This is a genomic window from Paraburkholderia youngii (assembly GCF_013366925.1).
Classification (GTDB): domain Bacteria; phylum Pseudomonadota; class Gammaproteobacteria; order Burkholderiales; family Burkholderiaceae; genus Paraburkholderia; species Paraburkholderia youngii.
On record NZ_JAALDK010000001.1, the window covers coordinates 5,052,361 to 5,069,798 of the forward strand.

Here is a 17,438-nt window from a genome sequence, read left to right on the forward strand (position 1 = left end):
GCGCCGCGCCTGAATCTCATGGGATCGTTCGGCGCGGCGCGGGAAAACGCACTGCGTTCTCCCGGGCTCGTCTGTTTCTTTACTTGGCGATCGACGCGCTCTTGAGGCGGCCGAAAGCGCCTTCGACCAGCGCCTTCTGCTGCTCGTAGTGCTTCGCGTAGTAGCCCACCGCAGGCGAAGCCGAAGCCGGACGGCCGCTGTACGCCAGCTTCTGCCCTTCCTTCATGCCTTCCTTCAGATGGTGCTCGATGTAGAACCACGGGCCCTGATTCTGCGGCTCGTCCTGCACCCACACCACTTCCGTTGCGTTGTCGTACTTCTTCATTTCCGCTTCGAACTGCTTGTGAGCGAACGGATACAGCTGTTCGATACGGACGATCGCGACGTCGTTCACCTTCGCTTCGCGGCGATGCGCGACCAGGTCGTAGTACACGCGGCCCGAGCAGACCAGCACGCGCTTGACCTTCTTCGCGTCGATGGTTTCGTCCACTTCGCCGATCACCGGCTGGAACGAACCCTTCGCGAGTTCCGACAGATCCGACACGGCTTCCTTGTGACGCAGCAGCGACTTCGGCGTTGCGACGATCAGCGGCTTGCGGAACAGACGGATCATCTGGCGACGCAGCAGGTGGAAGATCTGCGCCGGCGTGGTCGGCTGTACGACCTGCATGTTGTGGTCTGCGCACAGTTGCAGGAAACGCTCGATACGCGCCGACGAGTGCTCCGGACCCTGGCCTTCGTAGCCATGCGGCAGCAGCATCGTCAGGCCCGACACGCGGCCCCACTTCACTTCGCCCGACGAGATGAACTGGTCGATTACGACCTGCGCGCCGTTCACGAAGTCGCCGAACTGCGCTTCCCACGCGACGAACGTGTTCGGTTCAGCGGTTGAGTAACCGTATTCGAAGCCGAGCACCGCTTCTTCCGACAGCACCGAGTCGATCACCGTGAACTTCGCCTGACCTTCGGCGATGTTCTGCAGCGGTACGTAGGTGCCGTCGTTCCAGCGCTCGCGGTTCTGGTCGTGCAGCACCGCATGACGGTGCGTGAACGTGCCGCGGCCCGAATCCTGACCGGTCAGACGAACCGCGTAACCGGATGCGACCAGCGATGCGAACGCGAGGTGCTCGCCCATGCCCCAGTCGAGCTTCGCTTCGCCGCGGCCCATGGCGCGACGGTCGTTGATCACGCGCTCGACGAGCGGGTGAACCTTGAAGTTTTCCGGAATCGTGGTGATGCGCTCGGCGAGGCGCTTCAGTTCCGCGAGCGGCACGGCCGTGTCGGCCGCGTCGGTCCACTTGCGGTTCAGGAACGGAACCCAGTCCACCGCGTACTTGCTCTTGTAGTTCGAGAGCACCGGGTCGATCGTGTGATGGCCTTCGTCCATCGCCTTGCGGTAGGCCTTGACGAATTCATCGCCTTCGTCGGCCTTGATGACGCCCTGCTGCACGAGCTTTTCAGCGTACAGCGCGCGCGTGCCCGGGTGCTTCGAGATCGTCTTGTACATCAGCGGCTGCGTGACCGCCGGGGTGTCCTGCTCGTTGTGGCCGAGCTTGCGGAAGCAGACGATGTCGACGACGACGTCCTTGTGGAACTGCATGCGGAAGTCGATCGCCATCTGGATGGCCAGCACGACCGCTTCGGGATCGTCACCGTTCACGTGCAGCACCGGCGCTTCGATCATCTTGACGACGTCCGAGCAGTACAACGTGGAGCGCGAATCGCGCGGGTCCGACGTCGTGAAGCCGATCTGGTTGTTGATGACGATGTGCAGCGTGCCGTGCGTGCCATAACCGCGCGTTTGCGCAAGGTTCAGCGTTTCCATCACGACGCCCTGGCCTGCGAACGCCGCGTCGCCGTGGATCTGCACCGGCAGCACCTGGACGCCGTTTTCGTCGCCGCGGCGGTCCATACGCGCCTTCGCCGAGCCCTCGACCACCGGGTTGACGATTTCGAGGTGCGACGGGTTGAACGCGAGCGACAGGTGAACCGGACCGCCTTCGGTCGCGACGTCCGACGAGAAGCCCTTGTGGTACTTCACGTCGCCGGCCGGCAGATCGTCGACGTGCTTGCCTTCGAATTCAGCGAACAGGTCGGCCGGCATCTTGCCGAGCGTGTTGACCAGCACGTTCAGACGGCCACGGTGAGCCATCGCGATGACGATTTCCTGAACGCCGCGCAGACCGCCGTGACGCACGACTTCGTCCATCGCCGCGATGAAGCTCTCGCCGCCTTCGAGCGAGAAGCGCTTCTGGCCGACGTACTTGGTGTGCAGGAAACGCTCGAGGCCTTCGGCGGCCGTCAGGCGGTTCAGGATGTGCTTCTTTTTGTCGTTGCTGAAGTTCGGCGTCGAACGGATCGATTCGAGGCGTTCCTTCCACCAGCGCTTCTGTTCCGGATCGCTGATGTACATGTACTCGGCGCCGATCGTGCCGCAGTACGTGTCGCGCAGGGCTTTGACGATCTCGCGCAGCGTCGCGCGCTCGAAGCCGAAGTACAGATTCGTTGCGCTGAACTCCTGGTCCATGTCGGCTTCGGTGAAGTCGTAGAACGCGGGTTCAAGTTCGGGGATCGCGGGACGTTCGCGGCGCTTCAGAGGATCGAGATTGGCCCATTGCGAGCCGAGGAAGCGATATGCGCCGATGAGGGACTGGACGTAAACCTGTTTGCGGGCGGTTGCGAGATCTTCGCCGCCGGTAGTTGCGCGCGGCAGGAAGGCATTGGCCTTGGCGCGCTGTGCAAACGATTCGACGATCGGGCCGTGGGCCACGTCGTTGGCGTTGCTGCCATCCGATGCAGGCACGTTCTGCAACGCATCGAAATAGCTGCGCCAGGTCTCGGGCACTGACGCCGGATTATCGAGATACGCTTCGTACATTTCTTCAACGTACGGAGCATTGCCGCCGAACAGATAAGAGTTCGACTGGAATTGCTTCATCATTTTTACGCTCACCTTTCTTCGAGTTTCTCGAGAAATAGCGGGTTACAGAACCTTCCGCGACACGGCCTGACCGTTTAGCGGATTGCGCGAATCAAGTCTTGCTTGGAAGGACCTAAAACTTTGCACCCGGGAGCATAGCACAGAACGAATAGCCCAGATAGCGGACAGCACACGCGGCAAAGCCAGTGATGGCGGGCGTTTCGCGGATGACGGGTTGCTTCTTCACAGCGCGCAATAGTGTTCTGTAGAAAATGAGAAGGCGAATTGCGCAATAGGTGTCTACACCTGTGCCGCCCGGAAAGTGCCGGGCATGATGCAGCGCCACAAGTGTCGGTGCGCCGAAAACGAAAAAGCCACCCGAAGGTGGCTTCCGTTCCCTGCTATCCAAACGGATTCGAAACCCGCTTATTCGCCGGCAACCTTGTTGCGGCTCGCGCTGCGGCGCTCATGTTCCTTCAGGTAGCGCTTGCGCAGACGGATCGACTTCGGCGTGACTTCGACCAGTTCGTCGTCGTCGATGAACTCGACCGCGTATTCGAGCGACAGCTGAACCGGCGGCACGAGACGCACGGCTTCATCGGTGCCCGACGCGCGCACGTTGGTGAGCTGCTTGCCCTTGATCGGGTTCACGACGAGGTCGTTGTCGCGGCTGTGAATGCCGATGATCATGCCTTCATACAGCGCCTCGCCCGGCGACACGAACATGCGGCCGCGATCCTGCAGCTTCCACAGTGCGTACGCGACTGCCGCGCCGTCGTCCTGCGAGATCAGCACGCCGTTGCGACGCTCGCCGACCGCGCCTTCCTTGACCGGCTGGTATGAATCGAACGTGTGGCTCATCAGACCCGTGCCGCGCGTCAGCGTGAGGAATTCCGACTGGAAGCCGATCAGACCACGTGCCGAAATACGGTACTCGAGACGCGTGCGGCCACGGCCGTCCGACGCCATGTCGAGCATTTCGCCCTTGCGGCGGCCGAGTTCTTCCATCACGCCGCCCTGGTGGGTGTCCTCCATGTCGACGGTCAGGTTTTCGTACGGCTCGTGCTTCTCGCCGTTGATTTCCTGCATCACGACACGCGGACGCGACACCGCCAGCTCGTAGCCTTCGCGGCGCATGTTTTCGACCAGAATGGTCAGGTGCAGCTCACCGCGGCCTGCCACTTCGAATGTGGTTTCGTCGCCGGTATCGCGCACGCGCAGCGCGACGTTGTGGTTCAGCTCTTTCATCAGGCGATCGCGAATCTGACGGCTCGTGACGAACTTGCCTTCGCGGCCCGCGAGCGGCGACGAGTTGACGAGGAAGTTCATCGTCAGCGTGGGTTCGTCGACGGTGATCATCGGCAGCGCTTCCGGCTGCTCCGGCGAACAGATCGTCACGCCGATGCCCACTTCCTCGATACCGTTGATCAGCACGATGTCACCCGCTTCAGCCGAATCGACCTGCACGCGATCGAGACCCTTGAACGACAGCACCTGGTTGATCTTGCGATTGAGGATTTCGCCTTCAGGGCCCGAGCGCACCGCGACGGCCATGCCCGGCTTGATGCGGCCGCGCGTGATACGGCCAATGCCGATACGGCCGACGTACGACGAGTAGTCGAGCGACGTGATCTGCAGTTGCAGCGGACCTTCCGGGTCGGCCGGGCGCACCGGCACGTGCTGAAGGATTGCCTCGAACAGCGGACGCATGTCGCCGTCGCGCACGTCAGGCGTAAGACCCGCATAGCCGTTCAGCCCCGATGCGTAGACGATCGGGAAGTCGAGCTGCTCTTCGCTCGCGCCGAGCTTGTCGAACAGGTCGAAGGTCTGGTTGATCACCCAGTCGACCCGCGCGCCCGGACGGTCGACCTTGTTGATCACGACGATCGGCTTCAGGCCGAGCGCGAGCGCCTTCTTCGTGACAAAGCGGGTTTGCGGCATCGGGCCTTCCACCGCGTCGACGAGCAGCAGCACCGAGTCGACCATCGACAGCACGCGCTCCACTTCGCCGCCGAAGTCGGCGTGCCCCGGCGTGTCGACAATATTGATGTGCGTGCCTTCGTACTCCACCGCGCAGTTTTTCGACAGGATCGTGATGCCGCGCTCTTTTTCGATGTCGTTCGAGTCCATCACGCGCTCGGCGATCTGCTGGTTCTCGCGGAACGTGGCGGTCTGACGGAGGAGCTGATCGACGAGCGTGGTCTTGCCGTGGTCGACGTGAGCGATGATGGCGATGTTGCGTAGGGCGCGGGTCATAGGAAACCTGAAGACGGTTGAGTGCGCCGCTTGCTTATGCTGCTGGTTGACGAGCCAAACCACGACAACAAGCCCAAAGCGCACTTTTGGGAACCCAAAATTATAGCACGCGCGGATGATCCTTTCTGGTATTCCCCGATAGACCGTACGCCCTCCGCGTCCCCGCTGACTTCGCGAATACCGCGTCGCCCGCGCCCTACGTCGATCCGTACGGCATCTGACTTGAGCAGGAAATAATCCTTGCCTAAGCTGTATTTACGCTTGTCGTGTCAATCAACAGCCAGCTATACTAATGCCTAGTCAACCATTGCAATCGCACGAGAATCATGACGGAGCCGTCCAACGAACCCACGCCGGATCTCAGCGAGTATCAACTCGGCGAAAGCGTCGGTTATCTGATCTCGCGGGTGAAATCGACTCTGCACAATCTGGTTACGCAGCGCAGCATGGCCGAGCTCGGCATCACTAGCCAGCAAGGCAGCATCCTGTTCATGGTGGCGAGCGGCAAATGCCTGCTCGCGGCCGAGTTGGCGCGTGAATATGGTATCGACGCAAGCGCCGTCACGCGCCTGATCGACCGGCTCGAAAAGCGCGGCCTGCTCACGCGGGTGCGCAGCAACGAAGACCGGCGCGTCGTGCGCCTCGCCTTGACGCCGGAAGGCAATGCGATCGCGGCCCGCATGCCGGCAATTTTCAACGGCGTGCTCGATACCCTGCTGAACGGGTTCACCCCGGAGGAAGTGGGCTTCCTGAAGAGCATGCTGCGCCGCGTGCTCGCCAATTCCGGCGAACACACGGGACTTTCCCGCGATGCCTCAAGCCATCCCGATAACAAATCGTAATAGCTTGCTTGCTGCGTCCATCAATACATTCCACTCAAAGAAGAGTCGAGCGATGAAATCCCTTTCCCTGTCCGCGCCCGCGCTGTCGAGCCGGGCTGCTGTCGCCGCGGCGGTGACGGCGCTCGCCCTCACAGGCTGCGCGAACTACTTCGGCGTCAAGAGCGACAAGCAGATCGCCTCGCCGACGCAGTATGAGTCGACGCAGAGTCTGCCCAACGAGGGCGGCCAGTGGCCATCGCTCGACTGGGCCAACCAGTTCGGGGACCCGCAACTGCCGAAGCTGATCGCGGAGGCGCTCGAGGGCAGCCCGTCGATCGCCCAGGCGCAGGCGCGGCTCGCGAAGGCTTCGTCGTATATCGAAAGCTCGCGCTCGGCGCTGTTCCCGAAGGCCGAACTAAGCTATTCGTGGACCCGCGAACTGTACTCGGCGAACGCCCTCTTCCCGCCTCCGTTCGGCGGCACCTGGTTTAGCGAGAACAACGTGCTCGCGAGCGCGTCGTGGGATCTCGACCTGTGGGGCAAGAATCGTCAGCGCCTCGGCCAGGCCGTGTCGCAGCAGAAAGCCGCCGAAGCCGACATGCAGCAGGCGCGCGTGACGCTCGCCGCGTCGGTCGCGAGCACCTACAATCAGCTCGCGCAGCTGTACGCGTTCCGCGACATCGCCGCGCGTGAAATCGCGAACCGCCAGGACGTCGGCCGTATCACGGATAACCGCGTGACGGCCGGTCTCGACACCAACGTCGAGAAGCAGACCGCCGCCGGCAACATCGCGACGAGCCAGTCGAACCTGACCGACCTCGACGGCCAGATCACCGTCGTGCGCTACCAGTTGGGCGCGCTGCTCGGCAAAGGCCCGGACCGTGGCCTGCAGATCGACAAGCCGGTGCTCACCGGCGGCAACGTGGTCGCGCTGCCGGACAACATCCCGGCCGACCTCGTGGCGCGTCGCGCGGACATCGTCGCCGCGCGCTGGCAGGTCGAGGCCGCGATGCACGACGTCAAGGAAGCGAAAGCCGAGTTCTTTCCGGACGTGAATCTCGCGGCCGGCTTCGGCTTCGACGCCTTCGGCTGGGGCCGTTTCCTGACCTCGTCGAGCCGTCAGATCCAGTTCGGCCCAGCGATCCATCTGCCACTCTTCGACGCCGGCGCGTTGCGTGCGCAGTTGAAGGGCCGCTACGCCGACTTCGAGGGCGACGTCGCGAACTACAACCAGACGCTGATCAACGCGCTGCAGGACGTGTCCACGCAGGTGTCGTCGATCCGCTCGATCGACCGCCAGGAAGGCGACGCCCAGCGCGCGCTCGAGGCGTCGAGCAAGGCGTACCAGCTGGCCGTGATCCGCTATAAGGCCGGGCTGTCGCCGCAACTGCAGGTGCTGACCGCGGACGACAACCGCCTCGCCGCCGAGCAGACGGTCACCGGTCTGCAGATGCGCCGCCGCAGTCTGCAGATCGGCCTGATCAAGGCACTGGGCGGCGGCTTCGACGCGACCCAGACCGGTCTCGTCGTGCCGACCGATGCTCCCGCATCGGCCAACGCCGCGAACCACGCCACGCGCACCGCCGCGAACTGAGCGAGACCGCCCGCGGCAACCCACACGCATACACACGAACACCCGAATAAACGACGACGTTCAAAAGAACCCGGAGCACATCAATGAGCACCCCCCAGCAGCCCGCCACTCCACCGCAAGCGGCCAACAACGGCAAACGCAAGCGCATGATGACGCTGCTCGTCATCGTGATCCTGATTGCCGCGGTCGCGTACGGCCTGTACTACTTCCTCGACGCACGCTTCCATGAAGACACCGACGACGCCTACGTGAGCGGCAACGTCGTGCAGATCACGCCGCAGGTCACGGGCACCGTGATTGCGGTCAATGCGGACGACACCCAGGTCGTCAAGGCCGGCGACCCGCTCGTCGTGCTCGACCCGGCCGACGCGCGCGTCGCGCTCGAACAGGCCGAGGCCAATCTTGCGCAGGTGGTGCGCCAGGTGCGTGGCCTGTTCGCCGACGACAGCCAGTACGAAGCGCGGGTCGCAGCGAGCCAGGCCGACCTGTCGCGAGCCCAGGACGACCTGAAGCGCCGGATGACGGTGGCGCAGACCGGCGCTGTATCGCAGGAAGAAATCTCGCACGCACGCGACGCCGTGAAGAGCGCACAAGCCGCGCTCGACGCCGCCAAACAGCAACTCGCGGCCAACCGCGCGCTGACCGCGAACACCACGATCGCCAATCACCCGAACGTGCAGGCCGCCGCCGCGAAGCTGCGCGACGCGTACCTGAACCACGCTCGCAATACGCTGCCCGCGCCGGTCACCGGCTATGTCGCGAAACGCTCGGTGCAGGTCGGCCAGCGCGTATCGCCGGGCACGCCGCTGATGGCGATCGTGCCGCTGCACGACGTGTGGGTCGACGCGAACTTCAAGGAAGTGCAACTGAAGCACATGCGCATCGGCCAGCCGGTCGAGCTGACGGCCGACGTCTACGGCTCGTCGGTGCCCTATCACGGCAAGGTGATCGGCTTCTCGGCCGGCACGGGCTCGGCGTTCTCGCTGCTGCCAGCGCAGAACGCGACCGGCAACTGGATCAAGGTCGTGCAGCGTCTGCCGGTGCGTATTTCGCTCGATCCGCAGGAACTGGAGAAGCATCCGCTGCGCATCGGCCTGTCGATGCAGGCTGACGTGAACATCAAGGACGACACCGGCGGCCAGCTCGGTCAGGCGCCGTCCACGGCTTACCAGACCAACGTCTTCGACAAGTACGGCGCGGAAGCCGACGCGGAAATCGCGCGCATCATCGCGGAAAACGCTGGCCAGAACGCGAACGGCGGCGCGCAGAAGTCGACCGCGGCGAGCGCCGCGGCCGCCACGAAACCGGCAGCCCATAAGAGCTAACGCTCCGCCCGACGATTCCTAGAAGGCTCTTTTAATGGCTCAGGCTCAGGCGCAAGTCCCTCACCCGCCGCTCGAGGGCGCGCAACTGGTGATCGGCACCATCGCGGTGTCGCTCGCCGTGTTCATGAACGTGCTGGACACGTCGATCGCCAACGTGTCGATCCCGTCGATTTCCGGCGACCTCGGCGTGTCGTCCGACCAGGGCACTTGGGTGATCACGTCGTTCGCGGTGGCCAACGCGATCTCGGTACCGCTGACCGGCTGGCTCACCGACCGCATCGGCCAGGTGCGGCTGTTCATGGCGTCCATCGTGCTGTTCGTGCTGTCGTCATGGATGTGCGGGCTGTCGCCGAACCTGCCGTTCCTGCTCGCGTCGCGCGTGCTGCAAGGCGCGGTGGCCGGCCCGATGATCCCGCTGTCGCAAACGCTGCTGCTCGCGAGCTATCCGCGCGCGAAGGCGCCAATGGCGCTATCGATGTGGGCGATGACAACGCTGATCGCGCCGGTTGCCGGTCCGATTCTCGGCGGCTGGATTTCCGACAACATCTCGTGGCCGTGGATCTTCTACGTCAACATTCCGGTCGGCGCGGTCGCGGCCGCCGCGACGTGGATGATCTTCCGTAACCGCGACTCGGTGATCAAGAAGGCGCCAATCGACGGCGTCGGCCTCGGTCTTCTGATCGTCTGGGTCGGCTCGCTTCAGGTCATGCTCGACAAGGGCAAGGACCTCGACTGGTTCTCGTCGACGACGATCGTCGTGCTCGCGCTCGTCGCGGTGATCGCGCTCGCGTTTTTCATCGTGTGGGAGCTGACGGCCGAGCATCCGGTGGTTGACCTGTCGCTGTTCAGCCGGCGTAACTTCACCGGCGGCACGATCGCGTTGTCGATCGGCTATGGGCTTTACTTCGGCAATCTCGTGCTGTTGCCGCTGTGGCTGCAGACCGATCTCGGCTACACCGCGACCGAAGCGGGACTCGTGATGGCGCCCGTCGGCGTGTTCGCGACCCTGTTGTCCCCGATCACCGGCAAGGTGTTGCCGCGCACCGATCCGCGCTATATCGCGACGCTGTCGTTCCTGATTTTCGCGCTGTGTTTCTGGATGCGCTCGCGCTATACGACGGGCGTCGATACGTACTCACTGATGCTGCCGACGCTGATTCAGGGAATCGGCATGGCCGGCTTCTTCATTCCGCTCGTGTCGATCACGCTGTCGGGCTTGCCGGGCCATCGGATTCCGGCGGCCTCGGGGCTGTCGAACTTCGTGCGGATCATGTGCGGCGGTATCGGCACGTCGATTTTCCAGACCGCGTGGGATCACCGCACGATCATGCATCACGCACAACTGACCGAGCAGGCGAACGCTTACAACCCGGTGTTTGGTCAGTCGATTCATCAGATGGGCGCAGCGGGCCTGGATCAACAGCAGACCTATGGTCTCTTCAATACCATGGTCACGCAGCAGGCCGCGCAGCTCGGCGTGAACGATCTGTTCTTCATTTCGGCCGGTATTTTTGTCGCGCTGATCGCGCTGATCTGGATCACGCGGCCGGAACGGGCGGGCGGTGACTCGGCGGCGGCGGCGGCTGCGGCGCATTGAGTGGGTTGTTCGCGGTGTTGCTTGAGTTCGACCCGCTCCACTGTAGGGCATAAAAAAGCGGGATCGCACGATGGCGTTCCCGCTTTTTTATTGTCCGCGCCGTGCTGGCAAAACGGCGGCCTCTAGCTCTCCGTCGTCACGACCAGACGTTCGGGTGCGAGCACGCCTTCGCCCGGTTTCGCGACCCCCAGAAGCCGCCCTTGCGCCGAGTACACCCTCACGCGCGGGGCATTCACGGCATCGGCGGCGATCGTCAACGACGACAGCTTCAGGCGCTGGCCGTGCAAGAAGCGACGCGTGTCGTCGTCGTTCAGCGTGACCTGCGGGAACGTCGACAGCAACGCGTCGACCGGTTGCAGCCATGCGTCGCGTTCGGGTAGGGTCGCGTCGCTCAACGCGTCGAGCGTGACCGAATGATCGAGCGTCAGCGCGCCGACGCCCGTACGGCGCAGCGCGACCAGATGCGCGCCGCAGCCGAGCGCCTCGCCGATATCCTCGGCAAGCGTGCGCACGTACGTGCCCTTGCTGCACGTCACGCGAAACGTGACATCCGGCAGCGCGCACGCAATCGGCTCGAGCGCGTGAATCGTCACGTGCCGCCCTTCGCGCTCGACCGTTTGGCCGGCGCGCGCGTACTCATACAGCGGCTTGCCGTCGCGCTTGAGCGCCGAGTACATCGGCGGAACCTGAACGATCTCGCCGATGAATCTCGGCAAGGCCGCCCGCACCGCCGCTTCGTCGCAGTCGACGGCGCGGATGTCGAGCGCCTCGCCCTCGGCATCGCCGGTGGTTGTGCGGATGCCGAGGCGCATCGTGGCCTCGTAGGTCTTGTCGGCTTCGAGCAGATCTTGCGAAAACTTGGTCGCCTCGCCGAAACACAGCGGCAGCAAGCCGGTAGCGAGCGGATCGAGCGTGCCGGTGTGGCCCGCCTTTTTCGCCAGATAGAGACGTTTCGCGCGAACCAGCGCGTCGTTGCTCGACAGGCCGAGCGGCTTGTCGAGGAGCAGCACGCCGTCGAGCGCGCGACGCGGCACGCGGGGGCGTTGAGGTGCGGTCATGTCTAGGGAGGCAGAACGTTCGGGAAACACGAAAAACGGCGCCGCGCGCTACATGGAACGCGACGGCATGGCAGACGCTCAGTCGTCTTTCGCGCGCGTGGAATTTGCCTCGTCGATCAACCGCGACATCTCCACGGCGCGCTCGATCGTCTTGTCGTAGTGGAAATGCAGCGTCGGCACCGTATGGATATGGAGGCGCTTGAACAGCAGATTGCGCAGATGGCCGGCCGCGTGCGTCAGCGCTTCGAGCGTCTGCTGCGGGTCGCCCGTCAGCGTCGTGAAGTAGACCTTCGCGTGCGCGTAGTCGGGTGTCAGCTCGACGCTCTGAAACGTGACGATGCCGATGCGCGGATCCTTGACCTCGCGCAGCAGCTCGGCCAGGTCGCGCTGGATCTGATCGGCGATCTGCACGTTGCGATTGGGAGTAGTACGTTTCTTAGGCATGGTGTTAAGTGCTCCGCTATAACGGATGCAAAAATTGGTTCGCACGAGCCGTGTTCGTTATCCGTTCGATACGACGGCGTCGCGCTCGCCGCGGCCAGTGAGAGTCCATTTGCGACGAACGCGGCAACGAAGCCAGCGACAAACTCGACGCAGCGGACTCAAAAACAACGGGCGGAGCGGGCGTCAAGCCCGTTCCGCCCGTTGTGCCGTGTCGCGTGGATTACAGCGTACGCGCGACTTCGGTGACCTCGAAGACTTCGAACTGATCGCCTTCGACGATATCGTTGAAGTTCTTGATCGACATACCGCACTCGAAGCCCTGACGGACTTCCTTCACATCGTCCTTGAAGCGCTTGAGCGAATCGAGCTCGCCCGTGAAGATGACGACGTGGTTGCGCAGCACGCGCACCGACGACGAGCGCTTGACGAAACCGTCCGTGACCATACAGCCCGCCACCGTGCCGACCTTCGGTACCTTGAAGACCTGGCGCACTTCGACCGTGCCCGTCACGACTTCGCGCTTCTCCGGCGCCAGCATGCCCGACATCGCCGCCTTCACGTCATCCACGGCGTCGTAGATGATGTTGTAGTAGCGGATATCGACGCCATTGGCTTCCGCGAGCTTGCGAGCCTGCGCATCCGCGCGGGTGTTGAAGCCGATGATGACCGCCTTCGACGCCGTCGCGAGGTTGACGTCCGACTCGCTGATGCCGCCGACCGCGCCATGCACGATCTGCACGCGCACTTCGTCGGTGGAGAGTTTCTGCAGCGACTGCACCAGCGCTTCCTGCGAACCCTGCACGTCGGCCTTGACGATGAGCGGCATGTACTGCACTTCGCCTTCGCCCATCTGCTCGAGCATGGTCTCGAGCTTCGCGGCCTGCTGCTTGGCGAGCTTGACGTCGCGGAACTTACCCTGACGGAACAGCGCTACTTCACGCGCCTTGCGCTCGTCCGGCATCACGATCACTTCTTCGCCTGCCTGCGGCACTTCCGACAGACCCTGGATTTCGACCGGGATCGACGGACCCGCGGACTTGGTCGGCTTGCCGGTTTCGTCGAGCATGGCCCGCACGCGACCGTAGGCGCTGCCTGCCAGCACGACGTCGCCACGGTTCAGCGTACCCGACTGGACGAGGATCGTTGCAACCGGGCCCTTACCCTTGTCGAGCTTCGCTTCGATCACGAGCCCCTTGGCCGGCGATTCGACCGGTGCCTTCAATTCCAGCACTTCGGCCTGCAGCAGCACGTTTTCGAGCAGATCGTCGATGCCCGTGCCGGTCTTTGCCGACACCGGCACGAACGGCGAGTCGCCGCCGTACTCTTCCGGCACGACGCCTTCCGTGACGAGTTCCTGCTTCACGCGCTCCGGATTCGCTTCCGGCTTGTCGATCTTGTTGATCGCGACGACGAGTGGCACGCCGCCAGCCTTCGCGTGGGAGATAGCTTCCTTTGTCTGCGGCATCACGCCGTCGTCGGCGGCCACCACCAGAATCACGATGTCGGTCGCCTTCGCACCGCGGGCACGCATTGCCGTAAAGGCTTCGTGACCCGGCGTGTCGAGGAACGTGATCACGCCGCGCGGCGTGTCCACGTGGTAAGCGCCGATGTGCTGCGTAATACCGCCCGCTTCGCCTGCCGCAACCTTAGCGCGGCGGATGTAGTCGAGCAGCGAGGTCTTGCCGTGGTCGACGTGACCCATCACGGTAACGACCGGCGGACGCGGCAGCGCTTCGGCATCGCTCGCTTCGCCTTCGACCAGCATGGCTTCCGGATCGTCCAGCTTCGCCGCGAGCGCACGGTGGCCCAGTTCCTCGACGATGATCATCGCCGTTTCCTGGTCCAGCATCTGGTTGATCGTGACCATCTGGCCGAGCTTCATCATCACCTTGATGACTTCCGAAGCCTTCACCGCCATCTTGTGCGCGAGATCCGCCACCGTGATGGTTTCCGGCACGTGCACTTCACGCACGATCGGTTCGGTCGGCGCCTGGAACGTGGTGGTCTGCTCCTGATGCTTGCCACGACCCTTCGGACCGCCGCGCCAGCCGCGATCGACGCCGCCGCTCGAATCGCCGCGCGTCTTGATGCCGCGGCGCTTCGCTGCGTCGTCCTGCCAGTTGCCGCCGCCCTTGCCGCCGGCGCCGGGCTTCTTCTTGTCGCCCGCAGACGGAGCGCTTGCGGGTGCCGGAGCCGCGGCTGCCGGCTTCCTGGCTGCCGGGCGAGCCGGTGCTTCGCCAGCCGGACGCGCCGGCTTGTGCAGCGTACCCTTGGCTTCGGCCGCCTTGGCCGGCTCAACGGGCTTCGGTGCCGGTTCCGGCGCCTTCACCTGCGCCTTGCGCGGCGTGTTCATCATTTCGCGAATCGCGCGCGCTTCGGCTTCGGCCGCGGCACGGCGCTTGGCGATTTCCTCCTGTTCGGCGCGCGCCTTTTCGGCAGCCACGCGCGCAGCGTCTTCCGCTTTCTTCGCAGCTTCACGTTGCGCGGCGCGTTCCGCTGCCGCGCGTTCGTCGTCCTGAACGCTTGCCTTCGCGGCAACCGGCGCAGCGGCTTGCGCCGCCGCCTGCTGAGCCTTCTCTCGAGCCGCCGCCTCGGCCGCAGCCGTTGCGCGCTTCTTCGCTTCTTCTTCCGCGCGCTGACGCTCGGCTTCCGCAGCCTGCTCGCGCGCCTGACGCTCGGCCTCTTCGCGCTCGAGTTGCTCCTGACGCGCCTTTAGCTCCTGCGCCTGCTTTTCCAGCAGCTCGGCTTCGTGACGTGCTTCTTCCTCACGACGCTGCAGTTCGAGATCTTCGACGTCCGCGCTTTCGGCCACATGATTCGATGCATCCCCGCCTTCCGCGACGGTCTCGTCGCGGCGGACGAACGTGCGCTTCTTGCGCACCTCGACCTGAATGGTGCGAGCTTTGCCCGTCGCATCGGACTGCTTGATCTCCGACGTATGCCGGCGCGTCAGCGTGATCTTGCGCTTGTCGGCATCGTTCGAGCCATGCGACTTGCGCAAGTGATCGAGCAGACGCGCCTTGTCCGCCTCGGACAGGTTGTCGTCTTCGCTCGCTTTCTGGACGCCCGCTGCCTGCAGCTGCTCGAGCAGCACGCCAGCAGGCATTTTCAGTTCCGCGGCAAATTGGGCTACGTTGTTACTCGCCATTCATTCCTCTTAATGCAAGGACCGATTCCTTGCGGTTAGCATCGGGTCATGCGGCCTCGCGGCCGCGTTCAATTCAGTGCGCCATGGTCATTTCTCACTGGAACCAGTGTTCACGTGCTTTCATGATCAACGCCTTAGCGGCATCCTCTCCCATCCCAGTCATCTCGACCAGTTCATCCACGGCCAGCTCGGCGAGTTCGTCGCGCGTCTGGATCTGATGTTCGGCCAGTTTCGCGAGCAGGTCGGCGTCCATGCCGTCCAGGCTCTTCAGGTCGAGCGCTACATTCTCGACCTTTTCTTCGTTCGCGATCGCCATTGTCAACAGCGCGTCGCGCGAGCGGTTGCGCAGTTCGTGGACGGTGTCTTCGTCGAATGCCTCGATTTCGAGCATTTCGTTGAGCGGCACGTAGGCGATCTCTTCCAGGCTCGTGAAGCCTTCGTCGATCAGGATGTCGGCGACTTCCTCGTCGACATCGAGACGCGCCATGAACAGGTCACGCAGGACGCCGCGCTCCTGATTCTGCTTCTGCGCAGATTCGTCCGGCGTCATGATGTTGATCTGCCAGCCGGTGAGCTCGCTGGCAAGTCGCACGTTCTGGCCGCTGCGGCCGATCGCGACCGCGAGTTCGTTCTCGTCGACGACGACGTCCATCGAATGCCTTTCTTCATCGACGACGATCGACTGCACGGCTGCCGGCGCGAGCGCGCCGATCACGAACTGGGCGGGGTCTTCCGACCATAGCACGATGTCGACGTTTTCGCCACCGAGCTCGTTGCGCACTGCCTGCACACGCGAGCCGCGAATACCGACGCAGGTGCCGATCGGATCGATGCGCTTGTCATAAGCGACCACGCCGATCTTCGCGCGCACGCCCGGATCGCGAGCCGCCGCCTTTATCTCGAGCAGGCCCTGCTCGATTTCCGGCACTTCCATCTCGAACAGCTTCATCAGGAATTCCGGCGCCGTACGCGACAGCTCGATCTGCGGACCACGCGCGGTGCGGTCGACCTTCGCGATATACGCGCGCACGCGGTCGCCCACGCGAAGGTTTTCCTTCGGGATCAGCTGGTCGCGGCGCAGCAGCGCTTCGACGCGGCCCGACTCGACGATGAAGTTGCCCTTGTCGAGGCGCTTCACCGAGCCGGTCATGATGTGTTCGCCGCGCTCGAGGAAGTCGTTCAGGATCTGCTCGCGCTCGGCATCGCGCACCTTCTGCAGGATCACCTGCTTGGCGGCCTGCGCGCCGATACGGCCGAATTCGATCGACGGTACCGGCTCCTCGATGAACTCGTCGAGCTGGATGTCGGGCTGCTGCTCGCGCGCCTCGAACAGCAGGATTTCCTGATCCGGCTCCTGCAGACCGGCTTCGTCCGGCACCACTTTCCAGCGGCGAAACGTTTCGTGCTCGCCGCTTTCACGGTCGATGTGGACGCGGATATCCGCATCTTCTTCGAAGAGTTTCTTGGAGGCCGAAGCGAGAGCCGCTTCGAGCGCGGCAAATACCACGTCCTTGTCGACATTCTTCTCGCGTGCCAGCGCATCCACCAACATCAACACTTCGCGACTCATTGTTTGCGGCTCCTAAAGTCAACTTTCGGAACAAGGCGCGCCTTGTCCATGTCCGCGAGCGTGAAATCGAGCATCGCGGCGCCTTCTTTTCCTTCAAATTCCAGACCGATCGTCTCGCCCTGCGGAGCATGCAAAATACCCCGGTACGATTTCCGACCGTCCAATGGCTTTTTCAGTGTGATAACCGCTTCGCTGCCCGCGAAACGTTCAAAATCCGCCAGTTTTTTCAGCGGGCGGTCGAGACCGGGCGACGAAACTTCGAGCCGCTCGTAATCGATATTTTCGACCGTCAGAACGTGCTGGAGCTGACGCGTGACTTTCTCGCAGTCTTCGATTGCGATGCCGGCTGGCTGGTCGATATAGATACACAACATGCCGCGCCCGGTGCGCTCGAGATCGACGAGCTCGTAGCCGAGTCCCACGACCGTGGTTTCAATCAGTTCCGTCAGTTGCACAGTGCCCTCTTAGATGTTCGCGCAGCGAGCCTCGCCTCTTCTGCAAACAACCAATGCGGGCCGCGCGCCAAGCCGGCGCACGTTGGTGCGAACCCGAGATGCCGAACCACGATGAACTGAGCGGCAAAAAAAAATGGGCTGAACGCCCATCATCTTATTGCCGGTGGTCGCACCTGAGCCGCACATGAAACCGTACGCCCAGCGACTTCGCGATTGTAGCCATTTTTCGGCCCAAAGGCAATCCGCAGAA

11 protein-coding genes are annotated in these 17,438 nt (G+C 63.4%); 4 read left to right on the forward strand and 7 right to left on the reverse strand.

Translation table 11 applies throughout. The annotated features are described in order from the left end of the window. Positions 1-79: 79 nt before the first annotated feature. Together G5S42_RS23170 and typA are read right to left on the reverse strand one after the other, a co-directional pair. A complete protein-coding gene (locus G5S42_RS23170) occupies positions 80-2,941 on the reverse strand; it encodes a 2-oxoglutarate dehydrogenase E1 component (RefSeq protein WP_176108909.1) in 2,862 nt (953 codons plus the stop codon). Positions 2,942-3,346: 405 nt separating this feature from the next. After that, positions 3,347-5,176: a translational GTPase TypA gene (gene typA, locus G5S42_RS23175; protein WP_176108910.1), complete on the reverse strand. Its 1,830-nt coding sequence runs from the start codon at positions 5,174-5,176 to the stop codon at positions 3,347-3,349. A 326-nt stretch (positions 5,177-5,502) separates the two neighbouring features. Here typA and G5S42_RS23180 point away from each other — a divergent pair, with 326 nt between their 5' ends. From G5S42_RS23180 to G5S42_RS23195, 4 genes are all read left to right on the forward strand, one after another. Continuing rightward, on the forward strand, positions 5,503-6,018 hold the full coding sequence (locus tag G5S42_RS23180; protein WP_176108911.1) for a MarR family winged helix-turn-helix transcriptional regulator: 516 nt from the start codon (positions 5,503-5,505) through the stop codon (positions 6,016-6,018). A gap of 52 nt (positions 6,019-6,070) precedes the next feature. Further along, a complete protein-coding gene (locus tag G5S42_RS23185; RefSeq protein ID WP_176108912.1) occupies positions 6,071-7,591 on the forward strand; it encodes an efflux transporter outer membrane subunit in 1,521 nt (506 codons plus the stop codon). 83 nt (positions 7,592-7,674) lie between these two features. After that, positions 7,675-8,916, forward strand: a complete 1,242-nt coding sequence (locus G5S42_RS23190) for an EmrA/EmrK family multidrug efflux transporter periplasmic adaptor subunit (RefSeq protein WP_176108913.1) — start codon at positions 7,675-7,677, stop codon at positions 8,914-8,916. Between the two features lie 34 nt (positions 8,917-8,950). Further along, the gene (locus G5S42_RS23195; RefSeq protein ID WP_176108914.1) at positions 8,951-10,513 is read left to right on the forward strand and encodes a DHA2 family efflux MFS transporter permease subunit; all 1,563 of its coding nucleotides are present in this window, start codon (positions 8,951-8,953) and stop codon (positions 10,511-10,513) included. Positions 10,514-10,635: 122 nt separating this feature from the next. On the opposite strand, the gene truB is transcribed toward G5S42_RS23195, so the two are convergent. The 5 genes from truB to rimP all read right to left on the reverse strand — a co-directional run bounded on the left by truB (position 10,636) and on the right by rimP (position 17,188). After that, positions 10,636-11,571, reverse strand: coding sequence for a tRNA pseudouridine(55) synthase TruB (gene truB / locus G5S42_RS23200; protein ID WP_176108915.1), 936 nt, complete (start codon positions 11,569-11,571; stop codon positions 10,636-10,638). Between the two features lie 78 nt (positions 11,572-11,649). Then, the gene (rbfA, locus tag G5S42_RS23205) at positions 11,650-12,015 is read right to left on the reverse strand and encodes a 30S ribosome-binding factor RbfA (RefSeq protein WP_008922231.1); all 366 of its coding nucleotides are present in this window, start codon (positions 12,013-12,015) and stop codon (positions 11,650-11,652) included. A 220-nt stretch (positions 12,016-12,235) separates the two neighbouring features. After that, positions 12,236-15,163: a translation initiation factor IF-2 gene (gene infB / locus G5S42_RS23210; protein ID WP_176108916.1), complete on the reverse strand. Its 2,928-nt coding sequence runs from the start codon at positions 15,161-15,163 to the stop codon at positions 12,236-12,238. Between the two features lie 94 nt (positions 15,164-15,257). Then, a complete protein-coding gene (gene nusA / locus G5S42_RS23215; protein ID WP_176108917.1) occupies positions 15,258-16,733 on the reverse strand; it encodes a transcription termination factor NusA in 1,476 nt (491 codons plus the stop codon). Continuing rightward, on the reverse strand, positions 16,730-17,188 hold the full coding sequence (rimP, locus tag G5S42_RS23220) for a ribosome maturation factor RimP (protein ID WP_006052964.1): 459 nt from the start codon (positions 17,186-17,188) through the stop codon (positions 16,730-16,732). Before rimP ends, nusA begins: the two co-directional genes overlap by 4 nt. Positions 17,189-17,438: the final 250 nt, after the last annotated feature.

What these genes read in the sequence shown, in the direction of transcription:
- G5S42_RS23170 (WP_176108909.1), bottom strand. Translation starts at nt 2,941, where the DNA reads ATGATGAAGCAATTCCAGTCGAACTCTTATCTGTTCGGCGGCAATGCT.
- typA (WP_176108910.1), bottom strand. Translation starts at nt 5,176, where the DNA reads ATGACCCGCGCCCTACGCAACATCGCCATCATCGCTCACGTCGACCAC.
- G5S42_RS23180 (WP_176108911.1), top strand. Translation starts at nt 5,503, where the DNA reads ATGACGGAGCCGTCCAACGAACCCACGCCGGATCTCAGCGAGTATCAA.
- G5S42_RS23185 (WP_176108912.1), top strand. Translation starts at nt 6,071, where the DNA reads ATGAAATCCCTTTCCCTGTCCGCGCCCGCGCTGTCGAGCCGGGCTGCT.
- G5S42_RS23190 (WP_176108913.1), top strand. Translation starts at nt 7,675, where the DNA reads ATGAGCACCCCCCAGCAGCCCGCCACTCCACCGCAAGCGGCCAACAAC.
- G5S42_RS23195 (WP_176108914.1), top strand. Translation starts at nt 8,951, where the DNA reads ATGGCTCAGGCTCAGGCGCAAGTCCCTCACCCGCCGCTCGAGGGCGCG.
- truB (WP_176108915.1), bottom strand. Translation starts at nt 11,571, where the DNA reads ATGACCGCACCTCAACGCCCCCGCGTGCCGCGTCGCGCGCTCGACGGC.
- rbfA (WP_008922231.1), bottom strand. Translation starts at nt 12,015, where the DNA reads ATGCCTAAGAAACGTACTACTCCCAATCGCAACGTGCAGATCGCCGAT.
- infB (WP_176108916.1), bottom strand. Translation starts at nt 15,163, where the DNA reads ATGGCGAGTAACAACGTAGCCCAATTTGCCGCGGAACTGAAAATGCCT.
- nusA (WP_176108917.1), bottom strand. Translation starts at nt 16,733, where the DNA reads ATGAGTCGCGAAGTGTTGATGTTGGTGGATGCGCTGGCACGCGAGAAG.